Annotated in this window: 10 protein-coding genes and 3 pseudogenes; 7 read left to right on the plus strand and 6 right to left on the minus strand. The window is 55.8% G+C overall.

Going from position 1 to position 12,462, the window contains the following annotated elements; all coding sequences use genetic code 11:
- Window positions 1-14: 14 nt before the first annotated feature.
- From priA to AMR42_RS20975, 4 genes and pseudogenes are all read left to right on the plus strand, one after another.
- Window positions 15-2,483, plus strand: a complete 2,469-nt coding sequence (gene priA / locus AMR42_RS00350) for a primosomal protein N' (protein WP_099531491.1) — start codon at window positions 15-17, stop codon at window positions 2,481-2,483.
- An 86-nt stretch (window positions 2,484-2,569) separates the two neighbouring features.
- On the plus strand, window positions 2,570-2,812 hold the full coding sequence (locus AMR42_RS00355; RefSeq protein WP_099531492.1) for a DUF433 domain-containing protein: 243 nt from the start codon (window positions 2,570-2,572) through the stop codon (window positions 2,810-2,812).
- A 154-nt stretch (window positions 2,813-2,966) separates the two neighbouring features.
- Window positions 2,967-3,649, plus strand: a pseudogene (locus AMR42_RS00360) (IS5 family transposase); the annotation flags it as partial.
- 164 nt (window positions 3,650-3,813) lie between these two features.
- Window positions 3,814-3,966 (plus strand): annotated as a pseudogene (locus AMR42_RS20975) (transposase); the annotation flags it as partial.
- A 19-nt stretch (window positions 3,967-3,985) separates the two neighbouring features.
- Here the strand turns inward: AMR42_RS20975 and AMR42_RS20785 are convergent.
- Together AMR42_RS20785 and AMR42_RS00375 are read right to left on the minus strand one after the other, a co-directional pair.
- Window positions 3,986-4,684: pseudogene (locus AMR42_RS20785) on the minus strand (IS630 family transposase); the annotation flags it as partial.
- Between the two features lie 96 nt (window positions 4,685-4,780).
- Entirely contained in the window at window positions 4,781-5,041 is a 261-nt protein-coding gene (locus tag AMR42_RS00375) for an element excision factor XisH family protein (protein ID WP_099531496.1), read from the minus strand.
- Window positions 5,042-5,237: 196 nt separating this feature from the next.
- Here AMR42_RS00375 and AMR42_RS00380 point away from each other — a divergent pair, with 196 nt between their 5' ends.
- Window positions 5,238-6,365: an FAD-binding oxidoreductase gene (locus tag AMR42_RS00380; protein ID WP_199858035.1), complete on the plus strand. Its 1,128-nt coding sequence runs from the start codon at window positions 5,238-5,240 to the stop codon at window positions 6,363-6,365.
- A gap of 94 nt (window positions 6,366-6,459) precedes the next feature.
- Window positions 6,460-8,436, plus strand: coding sequence for a molecular chaperone HtpG (gene htpG / locus AMR42_RS00385; RefSeq protein WP_099531497.1), 1,977 nt, complete (start codon window positions 6,460-6,462; stop codon window positions 8,434-8,436).
- 215 nt (window positions 8,437-8,651) lie between these two features.
- On the opposite strand, the gene AMR42_RS00390 is transcribed toward htpG, so the two are convergent.
- A complete protein-coding gene (locus AMR42_RS00390) occupies window positions 8,652-9,371 on the minus strand; it encodes a hypothetical protein (RefSeq protein ID WP_143472868.1) in 720 nt (239 codons plus the stop codon).
- 97 nt (window positions 9,372-9,468) lie between these two features.
- Entirely contained in the window at window positions 9,469-10,764 is a 1,296-nt protein-coding gene (purB, locus tag AMR42_RS00395; protein ID WP_099531499.1) for an adenylosuccinate lyase, read from the minus strand.
- Here purB and AMR42_RS21325 point away from each other — a divergent pair.
- Window positions 10,763-10,885: a hypothetical protein gene (locus AMR42_RS21325; RefSeq protein ID WP_255407476.1), complete on the plus strand. Its 123-nt coding sequence runs from the start codon at window positions 10,763-10,765 to the stop codon at window positions 10,883-10,885. The genes purB and AMR42_RS21325 overlap by 2 nt on opposite strands.
- Here AMR42_RS21325 and AMR42_RS00400 read toward each other — a convergent pair.
- Both AMR42_RS00400 and crtE read right to left on the minus strand, forming a co-directional pair.
- The gene (locus AMR42_RS00400) at window positions 10,882-11,349 is read right to left on the minus strand and encodes a divergent PAP2 family protein (protein WP_099531500.1); all 468 of its coding nucleotides are present in this window, start codon (window positions 11,347-11,349) and stop codon (window positions 10,882-10,884) included. The two genes, AMR42_RS21325 and AMR42_RS00400, sit on opposite strands and share 4 nt — an antisense overlap.
- A gap of 158 nt (window positions 11,350-11,507) precedes the next feature.
- Window positions 11,508-12,425: a geranylgeranyl diphosphate synthase CrtE gene (crtE, locus tag AMR42_RS00405; protein ID WP_099531518.1), complete on the minus strand. Its 918-nt coding sequence runs from the start codon at window positions 12,423-12,425 to the stop codon at window positions 11,508-11,510.
- Window positions 12,426-12,462: the final 37 nt, after the last annotated feature.

Below are 12,462 nucleotides of genomic sequence, written 5' to 3' on the forward strand. Positions count from 1 at the left end.
GAGCGGTGAGGCAGATGCTCGAAACCGAATTACGAGAAACGCCGATCGCGCCGGCCTTGCCCGAGTTGTCGGCGGCCGCGGGCTATGTGGAAGTGTTGGTGGACTGTCCCGGCGTGACCGAGGCCTACACCTACGCGATCGGGGCAGACCAGGCGATCGGGCCGGGGGATGTGCTGACCGTGCCCTTTGGGGGGCGATTGGTGGGGGCGATTGCCCTGCGTTGTTGGGAACAGTTGCCCGAGGCGATCGACCCCGATCGGCTGCGGGAAGTCGAAGGAGTCGTGGCCAGCGGCCTGTTTGCCCCGGACTATTGGCAACTGTTGGCGCAGGTGGCCGATTACTATTGCGCGTCGCTGATTCAGGTGGCTCGGGTGGCCCTGCCGCCGGGAGTGTTGGGGCGGGCATCGCGGCGGGTGCGACTGGCAGACCCATTACCGGCTGCTGCGGCGGCGGGCGTGGCGGAAACCCTGCTGAGTCCGATCGCCCTGCGGTTGTGGCAATGGCTGCGATCGCAGTCGGGGCGCGACTACAGTTGGCGTTTTTTGCAACAGAAATTTCCCGGGGGCGATCGGGGCTTGCGGGACTTGGTGCGGCGCGGCTGGCTCGTCAGTTATTTGGAATCGCCCAACGCCCCCAAACCTAAGCGCCAACAAATGGCGATCCTGATTGGCGAAGGGGAACCGCTGACCCCGCGCCAACGGGAAATCGTCGGCATTTTGCAGCGGCGCGGCGGGGAATTGCTGGCTCAGGAGTTGATTACCCTGGGGCGCACCAGCAGTGGCACGTTGCGATCGCTCGAAGAAAAGGGCTGGTTGTTGCTGGAGGCGCGGGAAATTTTGCGCGGCGATCGCCATGATGCGGGCCAGCGCGATCGCCCCAAAACCCTGACCCCGGCCCAAGCCGCCGCCCTGGAAACGATCCAAGGTCTGGAACCGGGTCAAACCGCCCTGCTGCATGGGGTGACGGGTTCCGGCAAAACGGAGGTTTATCTCCAGGCGATCGCCCCGGTGTTGGCGCGGGGCCAGTCGGCGTTGGTGCTCGTGCCGGAAATTGGCCTCACGCCGCAACTAACCGATCGCTTTCGGGCCCGGTTCGGCTCCCAGGTTTGCGTTTACCACAGCGGCCTGTCGGACGGGGAGCGCTACGACACCTGGCGACAGATGCTAGACGGCACGCCCCAGGTGGTGATTGGCACGCGATCGGCAATTTTTGCGCCCCTGCCGAATCTAGGCGTGATTTTGCTGGATGAGGAGCATGATCCCAGCTTCAAACAAGATTCCCCAGCTCCCTGCTACCACGCGCGACAGGTGGCCCAGTGGCGATCACGCCTGGTCGGTTGCCCGTTGGTGTTGGGGTCAGCCACGCCCTCCCTGGAAACCTGGACGAGCCAACCGATCTATGTGTCCCTGCCCGATCGGGTGCATGGTCGCCCCCTGCCGCCAGTCGAGGTGGTGGATATGCGCCAGGAGTTGCGGGACGGCAATCGATCGATCTTTAGCCGATCACTCCAAGGGGCAATCACCGAGGCGATCACCGCCGGTCGCCAAGCGATCCTCTTTGTGCAGCGGCGGGGCCACAGCACCTTCGTGTCCTGTCGCAGTTGCGGCCATGTGATGATGTGCCCCCACTGCGATGTGTCCCTGTCGTTTCACCACCAACGGGAAACGGCTCAACCCCTGTTGCGCTGCCACTTTTGCGGCTTTGGGCAACTGCACCCGCCCGCCTGTCCCGCCTGTGGGTCGCCCTACCTGAAACATTTCGGCAGCGGCACGCAGCGGGTGGTGCGGGAACTGGAGCGGCAATGGCCCGACCTGCGAATTTTGCGCTACGACAGCGACACGACCCGCACCAAGGATGCCCACCGGATTTTGCTCGATCGCTTTGCCCGAGGCGAGGCGGATTTGTTGGTGGGCACGCAGATGCTGACCAAGGGAATCGACTTGCCGCAGGTGACGCTGGTGGGGGCGATCGCCGCCGATGGGTTGCTGAATCTGTCCGATGTGCGGGCCGGCGAGCGGGCGGTGCAAACCCTGTTGCAGGTGGCGGGCCGGGCCGGTCGCGGCGAGGAACCGGGGCGGGTGATTTTGCAAACCTACAGCCCAGAACACCCGGCGATCGGGGCGGTGGCCAATTACGACTATCCCAACTTTTTGGAGCAGGAACGGGAGATGCGATCGGCGCTCAACTATCCACCCGTGGGGCAACTAATCCTGTTGCGACTGAGTGGCCCCGACGAGGCGGCGGTGGGGCGCAGTGCCGAGCAGGTGGCAGCGCTGCTGGAAACGGCCCGGGGCGATCGCACTTTCGATCTGTTGGGGCCGGAGCGGGCGCAAGTGGGGCGAATTGCCAATCGGTTCCGCTGGCAAGTACTGATCCGCATTCCCCCTGAGGGCGATCGCCCGGCCAATTTGCTAGAGGTGCGATCGGCTTGCTTGCCGGGTGTCAGCCTCACGATCGACGTTGATCCCCTAAATTTTCTGTAGGAGCGCCGGGGGCGATCAACTTGCCCCGCTCCCATCAAAGTCGCAACAATAGTCATAGTCGTTTTATACCCGTGGGGGCGATCGTCATGTCTATTCCCAACGCTGATTTACTCCTGCAACGGATCACGATCGATCCGCAACTATGCCACGGAAAACCCTGTATTCGCGGTCTGCGATATCCAGTTGAGTTTCTTCTAGAGTTACTCGCATCTGGAATGACTCATGCTGAAGTGTTAGCCGATTATGATGATTTAGAATCGGAAGATTTATTGGCAGCATTAACCTTCCCCGTTCGTCTCAGCCAAGTCAAACAAACCTATGCGATCTAAGAGCTGATTTATAAATCAATTATTAAGCATCTAGAGCAGCCAATCTTCTCACCATCAAATGCATTAAGAGCTAATTTATAAAGAGAAGCTAAAGCCGACTTGGCAGCTCTAAATCCGGTTTTAGGCTAGACCTACCCGAAGCATCACCCAGCTCATGAGTCGTCTCCCAGTCATTGCCAATCCTACCCGCAAAGCCTATCCCAGTGATTTGAGCGATGATGAGTGGGTGCTCCTCCGGCCGCTGCTGCCCGCTCCTAAAGGCTTTGGACATCCGATAGAAGTTGATTTCCGAGAAATCCTCAATGGCATCTTTTACGTCCAGCGCACTGGCTGCCAGTGGGAAATGCTGCCCCACGATTTACCCCCTTACAGCACGGTCTACCATTACTTCCAGAAATGGCAACGAAAAGGAATTTGGCAGCAAATGCATGACCAGATTCGAGAGCAACTGCGGAACAAATTAGGTCGTTCAGAGCAATCTAGTGTCAGTATCGGTGATTCTCAGTCGGTGAAAACCACGGAAAAAAGGGGGTGGTCTACGGCTTCGATGGTGGCAAAAAGGTTAAGGGACGTAAACGCCACATTATCGTTGACTCGCAAGGGTTCCTAATGGGGGTGTTGGTGACTGAAGCGAATGCTTCTGAGCGATTGGGAGCGATTGTGGTGTTAGAGGAAGTGAAGGAGAAGCTATCTCGGCTAGAGGTGATTTGGGTTGATCAGGGGTATTCCGGGAAAAAGTTTGCGGATGCTGTGAAGCATGTGTGTGGTGAGAGTGTGCGCGTGGAGGTGATCAGCCGAATCAGTAAAGGGTTTGAGACGTTGCCCAAGCGATGGATTAGACCTCTTGCATTAATCAAGACCCTCACCCTAAATCCCTCTCCCGACTTTGGAGAGGGACTTGATCACCCGCCACGAGATCGCCGTAACCCAGCAGTTCTGGCTCCCCTTCACCCACCTTGGGAGAAGGGGTTGGGGGATGAGGGCAACGAGCTGATTCGTGCAAGAGGTCTATTGTCGAGCGGACGTTTGGCTGGCTGAACCGATTTCGGCGATTGAGCAAGGACTATGAGTTGTATTCGGAGACGAGTGAAGGGATGATCTATGGCTGCTTAATGCATTTGATGGTGAGAAGATTGGCTGCTCTAGATGCTTAATAATTGATTTGTAAATCAGCTCTAATTTGTCCATGATAACCACATCACCTACTTTGAGCTGCGGTGCCAAGTTTACTTTGACAAACTCCAGAAAGTCTTCCTTTTTCATTGAGCCTTTCAAACCTTTGATTGTTACAACTCCTGATCGCCTAATTGCACTAATGACTGTCATCTTTTTGTCGCAATAGGGCTTCTGGGTTTCATAAGCTTTCATTCCTTTTTTAGCTCTCGCAACCGGGCGATTCATCCCAACCCAAAAACCGCTTTCGTCAATGAAGACAAGTCTTTCAGCTTCCACCTTCAAAATTCGCTGCCAGTAGTCTACACGCTCTGCTTGCACTTCCGCTGTGATTATTTTCTCGCTCCTGTAAGTTTTTTTGAGGCTGATGTCATGTTGCTTTAAAAATCGATGCATCATGCTTGTGTTAGAACTGACACCCAATTTTTCTTGAACTTCTTCGCAGTACTCTCGCAATGTAAAATCAGGATTAGTCTCTACAATTTCCAAGATAGCTTCTTCATGCTGAGATAAGACGCTCACCCGCTTCGTACCACACTTTTTAGGTGCTAAGCTTCCAGTGGAGCGATATAGATTTAGAAGCCGTCTGACTGTCTCGGGGCTAATCGAAAATTGTTTTGCTACTTTCCGAATCGAAGTGTCTCCCTTCTCGTAAGCTTCTACGATTTTTCGGCGCAAGTCCAGCGAATAAAGACTCATGAGTTTTCCTGGCGATAACTCCACTACACTGATAACTATATCGTGCCATTTGTTATAGGCAAGGGCTGTATCATCGCGAACTGCTAAATATAGTGATCATTGAATAGACTTAAATTTCATAATTCCTTGATATAAAACATATTGACCTAAGGCGGCTTCTAGATCTTTCACTGGTGATCGACTTAAAAAGCTCTTGATTTCAACTGCGATTTGTTTTCCTGCCTTGTCAGCAGTTAGCAGCTTTTCAGCACCTAGGTCAATGTAAGTTGATCGTTTACCAATTTGCAAAACTAGTGGATCATCTGTAATCACCCAACCATCTTTTTCGAGAGCGACTCGCACGGTGTTATGATAAATATCCTTAGCCCTTTATGAATCTTTATTCTTTAAAATGTAGATGGCGATCAATTTTGCCAAGAAGTGATTTCTGAAAAGTAGTTGGTGTTAATACAATACGATTTTGAGAATCAGTTTTTAGCGATGCTCACGAGTCTCTTTCCAAGGAAAACTTAATCGACATTATGATGATAACCAGTTTTTGGGGTGGTTGAGGATGTCGCGGATGAGGATTGCGATCGCAGGTGGGGGCGTTGTCGGGGCAATGATTGCTTACGAACTGAGCGGGCAGCCCGACTGGCAAATCACGCTGATTGATCCCCAGGCAATCGCGTCGCCGTTGCCTCCCGATCGCCCCACCTCGACGGGGGCCGCCCTAGGCGTATTAATGGGCGCGATCAGCAAGAAAACGAAGGGGTGCGCTTGGAACCTGCGCCGCGACAGCATTCAACGTTATCCACACCTGATTCGAGAGCTAGAAACCCTGCTCGATCGCCCCATTCCCCATAATCCAAATGGCATTTTGAAGCTGGTGTTTACGGAAGCCGATCGCCCCGGTTGGTCAGCCTTGGCGGAGCTACGAAAATCTCAGGGATTTGAGCTGGAGTTGCTGTCACCTTCAGCGGTGCTCGATCGCTTCCCGGCGGTGAATTTAGCTGCCATGGATGGGGTCGCCTTTGGGATCTTCTCGCCCCAGGATTGGCAGGTGCAGCCGCTGGCCTTGACGGTGGCTTTGCGGGAGGCGGCGGTGAAACGAGGGGCCGCGATCGCCCCGGCCCAGATCACGAACGTGCAAACGGCGGGCGATCGGGTCGTTAGCCTGACCACCACGGCGGGGGAGCTGGTTTGCGATCGGCTGGTGGTGGCGGCCGGGTTGGGGTCGGCGGCCCTGGCCCGGGCGATCGCCCCGGAAGCGGCCAAGCCCCTGAAGCTGCAGCCGGTGTTGGGTCAAGCCCAGCGGTTGCGATTGCCGCGCCCTCTGAGCGATCGCCCGGAGCCGGTGCTGACGGGCAATGACATTCATATTGTGCCCCTCGGTGGCGGGGACTATTGGGTGGGGGCGACGGTGGAGTTTCCCGCCGGGGCCGAGCCGCCGATCGCCGATGGGGCCGAGTGGGGGACGGTGTGGCAAGGGGCGATCGACCTGGTTCCCGCCCTGGCCCAGGCGGAAATGGTCGAAACTTGGTCGGGGTTGCGGCCGCGCCCGGTGGAGCGATCGGCTCCGGTGATTGAGCCGCTGAATGCCAACAGTTGGCTGGCGACCGGCCACTATCGCAACGGCGTGTTGCTGGCTCCGGCCACGGCCCAATTGATCCGCGAGGCGATCGCCCAAAGCAGCCCCTAAACCGAGCGGGTAGGGAAATCCGAAATTTCAGATCACAGGGCGATCGCGCTAGCCTAGGGCCGTCCCAATTCCCTACACCAACCAGCCGTTTCCTATGAGCAGCGTGCTAAAGAAAGGCAATATCACGGTTCACACCGAAAATATTTTTCCGATTATCAAAAAGTGGCTCTACTCGGAGCATGAAATCTTCCTGCGGGAGTTGATTTCCAACGCCGTGGATGCGATTTCTAAGCTGCGGGCGATCGCCATGATGGGCGAAACCAGCGCCGATGTGGGCGAACCGAAAATCACGATCGCCCTGGATCAGGACAACAAAAAACTCTCGATTACCGACACCGGCATCGGCATGACCGCCGAGGAAATCGAGAAATACATTAACCAAGTCGCTTTCTCCAGCGCCGAAGAATTCGTCGAGAAATTCAAGAATTCCGATCAGAACATCATCGGCCACTTTGGCTTGGGTTTCTATTCGGCGTTCATGGTTTCCAGCACCGTGGAAATCGATACCCTCTCCTACCAAGAGGGTGCGCAGGCCGTGCATTGGACTTGCGACGGTTCCACGGAATTTGAAATCGACACGAGCGATCGCACCGAGCGCGGCACGACGATTACCCTCACCCTGCTCGAAGAAGAAGCCGAGTATTTGGAAGAGGCGCGGATTCGTGGTTTGGTGAAGAAGTTCTGCGACTTCATGCCCTACCCGATCGAGCTGAACGGGGAGCAAATCAACCGTCAAAAAGCCCCCTGGAAAGAGTCGCCCAGCAACCTGACCAAGGAAGACTACCTGGAGTTTTATCGCTATCTCTACCCCTTCCAAGATGAACCGCTGCTGTGGATTCATCTGAACACCGACTATCCCTTTGTGATCAACGGGATTCTCTATTTCCCGAAACTAAAACCGGACGTTGACCCCACCAAGGGCGACATCAAACTATTCTGCAATCAGGTCTTTGTCAGCGATAACTGCGAAGAAGTTATCCCCAAATTCCTGTTGCCCCTGCGCGGCGTAATCGACAGCACCGACATTCCCTTGAACGTGTCGCGCAGCTACTTGCAAGCCGATCGCACCGTTCGCCAAATTGCCAACTACATCGCCAAGAAAGTCGGCGATCAACTGAAGGATCTCTACCGCAGCGACCTGCCCGAATACATTCGTTGCTGGCAAGATCTGGGCACATTTGTTAAGTTCGGCTCCTTGAATGATGACAAGTTCAAGAAGCAAGTCGAAGACATTTTGATCTATCGCACCACAGCTGAACTGGGCAGCGGTAGTGATGCAGTGCAGGTGGAAGTGCAAACGGAAGAGGGCGATGCTTGGTCGAACCCCACCGAAACCCAAGAAGCCAAAGATGCCAACGGGTTCTACTACACCACCCTGAAGGAATATCTGGAGCGGAACAAAGAAAAACACGAAAACCGCGTGTTCTATTGCACCGATCCGGCTTCCCAAGCCACCTATGTGGAATTGCACAAGAGCCAGGGTCTAGAAGTGCTGTTCCTGGACTCGTTCATTGACACGCACTTCGTCAGTTTCTTGGAGCGAGAATATTCCGAGGTGAAGTTCTCGCGGGTGGATTCGGAAATCGATGAAGCGCTGCTGGATTCCTCCAAGAAAGAGGCGGAAATTGTTGACCCCAACACCAACGAAACCCGCAGCGATCGGATCAAGAAGCTGTTTGAAGAAGCTCTGGGCAAACCAAGCGTCACGGTGCGCGTGGAAGCCCTAAAAGCGGAAGAATCTGCACCGCCGGCCATGGTGTTGTTGCCAGAAGCGATGCGCCGAATTCAAGACATGACGGCGATGTTTGAGGGCAAGGCTGCTAGCTTCCCCGATACCCACGTGCTGCTGGTGAATTCGTCGCACCCGCTGGTGGAAAATCTGTTGAGCCTGAGTGGCGGTTCGATCGCCCTGGCCGATGGCAGCCAATCGCCGGCCGCCGAGCTGGGCAAGATGCTTTGCAACCACATCTATGACTTGGCATTGATGGCGCAAAAGGGCTTTGATGCGGATGGCATGAAGTCGTTTGTGTCGCGCTCCAACCAAGTGCTGACTCAATTGACCAAGCAATAGATTCGGTTTCTCAGTTGTTGTTAGTTGGATCACCCCCCGCGATCGCCTAGTTCGATCGCGGGGGTTTTTGATGGGGCATCAACGAATCAACGTTCTCGGAGGGCGCAAGGCGTTGCGCCCCTACCTGGAAATCATTTTTTGTAGGTGAGGATCGTTATGGGTTCTCGCAATTTTTCATCACGAACTTTGGGAAAGTCGATCAATTTAGGCCAGCATTAATCGCTGGAACTCCAGCCAGAATCGCTACTGGAATCGCTGCTGGAATAGTCGCTGGAACTACTGGAATAATCGCTGCTGGAATAGTCACTGGAGCTGCTGGAATAATCACTCGAACTATCGCTCGAATAGTTGCTGGAACTCCAACTAGAATCACTGCCGGAATCGCTGCTGGAATAGTCGCTGGCGCTGTCAGACTCGATCGCCCCGCCATGATCAGCCGCTGATTCTGCTGCCTCAAAAATATCTGCAAAATTACCCGACTCCGCCGCGATCGGCTCCGGTTCGGCGGTCTGCTCCTCAATCCAATCCTGAATCTGTTGGCTCGCGATTTCAGCTAACTCTTCGATCGCCTCATTCACCACAATCTCAGCCGCCTCGCCCACCGCATCAATCACCTGATCCTGATTAATGGGCAGGGAATTGATCGGGTTGTGAAGGGCCGATCGACTCGATCCAGAAGAACTCGAACGGTAATTCAAAGGATACGACCCGTAGCTAGCCGATCGCCGCTGTCGCAGCCACCACCACAGCAACACCAACAGCGCGATCGCCCCGCCGAAACCCGCCGCCACAATCGCGGCCGCCTGACTGCCCGCCGAGGTGGCCACCCACCACCAAACCGGGGCGATCGCCGCTGCTAATCCCATGGCTCCGTAGGTTAACCAGCTTTCCAGATCCATTGCGCCCCCCAACCTCAACGCGATCGCTTCCATCATGGGCGATCAAGCTCAAAATTGCCCAAACCAAAATCGAGACCATTGCCCACCGGCTCCGGTCTCGATCGATTGGATTCAACGTTTCCAAACGGGGAATTTAGATGCCCAAACGTTGATAAATCACATCCAAGTTGCGCAAGTGCTGTTGCGGATCAAAGCACTCATCAATTTCCTCTTGGGATAGGAGGGATTTCACCGTGGCATCTTGGCAAATGAGCTTATAGAAATCGCCACTTTCATTGTTCCAAGCTTGGTGCGCACAGCCTTGCACGGCCGCGTAGGCATCCTCACGGGTCAAGCCTTTTTTCACCAAGGCCAGCAGCACCTTTTGGCTGAACACCACACCGCCATAGCAGTTCATGTTGCGCTTCATGTTTTCGGGATAAACCAACAGGTTCTTCACCAAGTTGGTCATTTCCACCACCATAAAATGCAGCAAAATTGACGAGTCGGGCAGAATTGTCCGCTCCACGGAACTGTGGGAAATGTCCCGCTCATGCCAGAGGGCCACGTTTTCCAGGGCCGCCACGGCGTGGCCGCGAATCACCCGTGCCATCCCGGTAATCCGTTCCGATCGCACCGGGTTGCGCTTGTGGGGCATGGCCGAGGAGCCTTTTTGACCCTTGGCGAAAAATTCCTCCACTTCCAGCACGTCGGTACGTTGCAGGTTGCGGATTTCCACGGCGAACCGCTCCAAAGAAGCGGCCACCAGCGCGAAGGTCTGTACATATTCCGCATGGCGATCTCGCGAAATCACCTGAGTGGAAGCCGTGTCCGGTTCCAGGTTCAGCAGCTTACAGGCCAAGGATTCCACGCGCGGATCGATGTTGGCATAGGTTCCCACTGCGCCGGAAATTTTGCCCACAGCCACCCGATCGCGCAATTGCACGAGCCGATCGCGGTTGCGCAACATTTCCGCCAGCCAGCCAGCCAGCTTGAAACCAAAGGTCATCGGCTCCGCGTGGATGCCGTGGCTGCGGCCAATGCAAATCGTGTTGCGGTGTTCCTGGGCTTGGTAGCGCAGGGCTTGGATCAGCGATTCCACCCGCTTGAGCAGCGTATCGATGCTGGCCACCAATTGCAGGGCCAATGCCGTGTCCAACACATCGGAACTGGTTAAGCCCAGGTGAATGTAGCGACCCGCGTCGCCCACGTACTCATTCACATTGGTCAGGAAGGCGATCATGTCATGATGCACTTCCGCTTCAATTTCCAGAACGCGCTGGGGGTCAAAGTTAGCTTTCGCTTTGATCTCTTCGACGGCTTCGGCAGGGATATATCCCAGTTCTGCTTGGGCTTCGCAAACCGCAATTTCCACTTGCAGCCAGGTTTGCAGCTTATATGCGTCCGTCCAGAGATTGCCCATCTCAGGCAGCGTGTAGCGGTCGATCATGCCTGTCTTGTCGATGTTTCCAGAACACCGTGAAGAGATTAACCGAGTCATTGTACCGGGTTTTGGCGATCGCGCCCGAATGGGATTCCCGGAGCGATCGCCCCGATTAGCTCCCGTTTAGCTCCCGATCGCGATACTCGGAACCAGCAGCAGGGAACAGGCAATCCCGAGGCCACAACCCACAATCACCTGAAACGGTGTGTGGCCCAGCAGTTCCTTCAGGCGTTCTTCGCTGAGTTGGTGGTCGCCTTCAAAAAACTCATCAATGATTTGGTTCAAGACGGCGGCCTGTTTACCGGCGGCCCGGCGCACCCCGGCGGCATCGTACATGACGATGATCGCGAAGATGGTAGCCATGGCAAATTCAATGCTGCTCCAGCCAACGGTTTGGCCGATGCCCGTGGCCAGGGCGGCCACGAGGGCGGAGTGGGCGCTGGGCATTCCACCCGTGGTCACCAGGGTGCGCACGTCAAACTTACGCTGGCGAGCAAGTTCCACCACGAGTTTGATCGCCTGGGCCAGGATGCAAGATCCCAAGGAAACCAAGAGAATGCGGTTATCGAGAATGTGACTAAAGTCGTCCATGGGTCGAGCGGGGGGCGATCGAGTTGGGGACGGTGGGTGAGTAAGCGATCGCGAGGGCCAGATCCAAAGGAGCGAGTCCAGTGGCCGGAGCAAGGGGCTTAAGCCCCTTGTCTATCAGGGTTAGGACGGGAAACCGGAGGCGATCGCCCTCGTGGTTGCTAGTTTTTGCGGCTGACGATGTAGTCGGCCAGGGCTTGCAAAGGGGCCGCGGCCGCGCCGAATTCGTTCAAGCTGGCCTTGGCGCGATCGATCAATTCCTTGGCCATTTCGCGCGATCGATCCAAGCCATAGAGTTTCGGGAAAGTGGCTTTTTCCACGGCGGAATCCTTACCGGCGGTTTTGCCCAGCTCCTCCGTGGTGGCAGTCACATCGAGGATGTCATCCACAATTTGGAAAGCTAAACCAATGTCCTGGGCATATTGCGCCAGTTTGCCCACGGTGGCTTCATCGGCTCCGGCAATTGTGGCCCCGGTGGTCACACAGGCTTCCAACAGGGCTGCGGTTTTGTGGCGATGGATAAAGTGCAGGGTGTCGAGGGAAATGTTCGGGTTGCCTTCGCTGGCCAGGTCTACCACTTGACCACCCACCAGGCCGGCGGCCCCAACGGATTTTCCTAACAGGGCGATCGCCCGCACCACTCGATCGGCCGGCACGCCTTGGGTTTGGGTTGCCACAAATTCAAAGGCATAGGCCAACAGCCCATCCCCGGCCAAAATCGCCACCGGTTCCCCATAAACCTTGTGGTTCGTGGGTTTGCCGCGCCGAAAATCGTCGTTATCCATGGACGGCAAATCGTCATGAATCAGCGACATGGTGTGAACCATCTCCAGGGCACAGGCCGTGGGCATGGCCGATTCGATCGCCCCACCCACCAGCTCACAGGCCGCCAGACACAGAATCGGTCGCAACCGCTTGCCCCCCGCCATCAGGGAATAGCGCATCGACTCATAAACGGTTTCGGGATAGACCACCGAGATCGATCGATCGAGGGCGGCCTCAACCAAAGCTTGGCGTTCGCGAAGATAGCCTTTGAGATCAAAGCCCGTCGAGGGAGCAGTAGGCGCGCTAGCGGTCATGGGACAAGCACAACAGAACAGCAAGAAATCTTCCTTA

Origin of the sequence: Limnothrix sp. PR1529 (genome assembly GCF_002742025.1) — a bacterium.
Classification (GTDB): domain Bacteria; phylum Cyanobacteriota; class Cyanobacteriia; order CACIAM-69d; family CACIAM-69d; genus CACIAM-69d.

Bases quoted from the DNA above. Each gene is read 5' to 3' on its own strand.
- priA (WP_099531491.1), top strand. From the start codon at position 15: ATGCTCGAAACCGAATTACGAGAAACGCCGATCGCGCCGGCCTTGCCC.
- AMR42_RS00355 (WP_099531492.1), top strand. From the start codon at position 2,570: ATGTCTATTCCCAACGCTGATTTACTCCTGCAACGGATCACGATCGAT.
- AMR42_RS00380 (WP_199858035.1), top strand. From the start codon at position 5,238: ATGTCGCGGATGAGGATTGCGATCGCAGGTGGGGGCGTTGTCGGGGCA.
- htpG (WP_099531497.1), top strand. From the start codon at position 6,460: ATGAGCAGCGTGCTAAAGAAAGGCAATATCACGGTTCACACCGAAAAT.
- AMR42_RS00390 (WP_143472868.1), bottom strand. From the start codon at position 9,371: ATGATGGAAGCGATCGCGTTGAGGTTGGGGGGCGCAATGGATCTGGAA.
- AMR42_RS21325 (WP_255407476.1), top strand. From the start codon at position 10,763: ATGCCTGTCTTGTCGATGTTTCCAGAACACCGTGAAGAGATTAACCGA.
- purB (WP_099531499.1), bottom strand. From the start codon at position 10,764: ATGATCGACCGCTACACGCTGCCTGAGATGGGCAATCTCTGGACGGAC.
- AMR42_RS00400 (WP_099531500.1), bottom strand. From the start codon at position 11,349: ATGGACGACTTTAGTCACATTCTCGATAACCGCATTCTCTTGGTTTCC.
- crtE (WP_099531518.1), bottom strand. From the start codon at position 12,425: ATGACCGCTAGCGCGCCTACTGCTCCCTCGACGGGCTTTGATCTCAAA.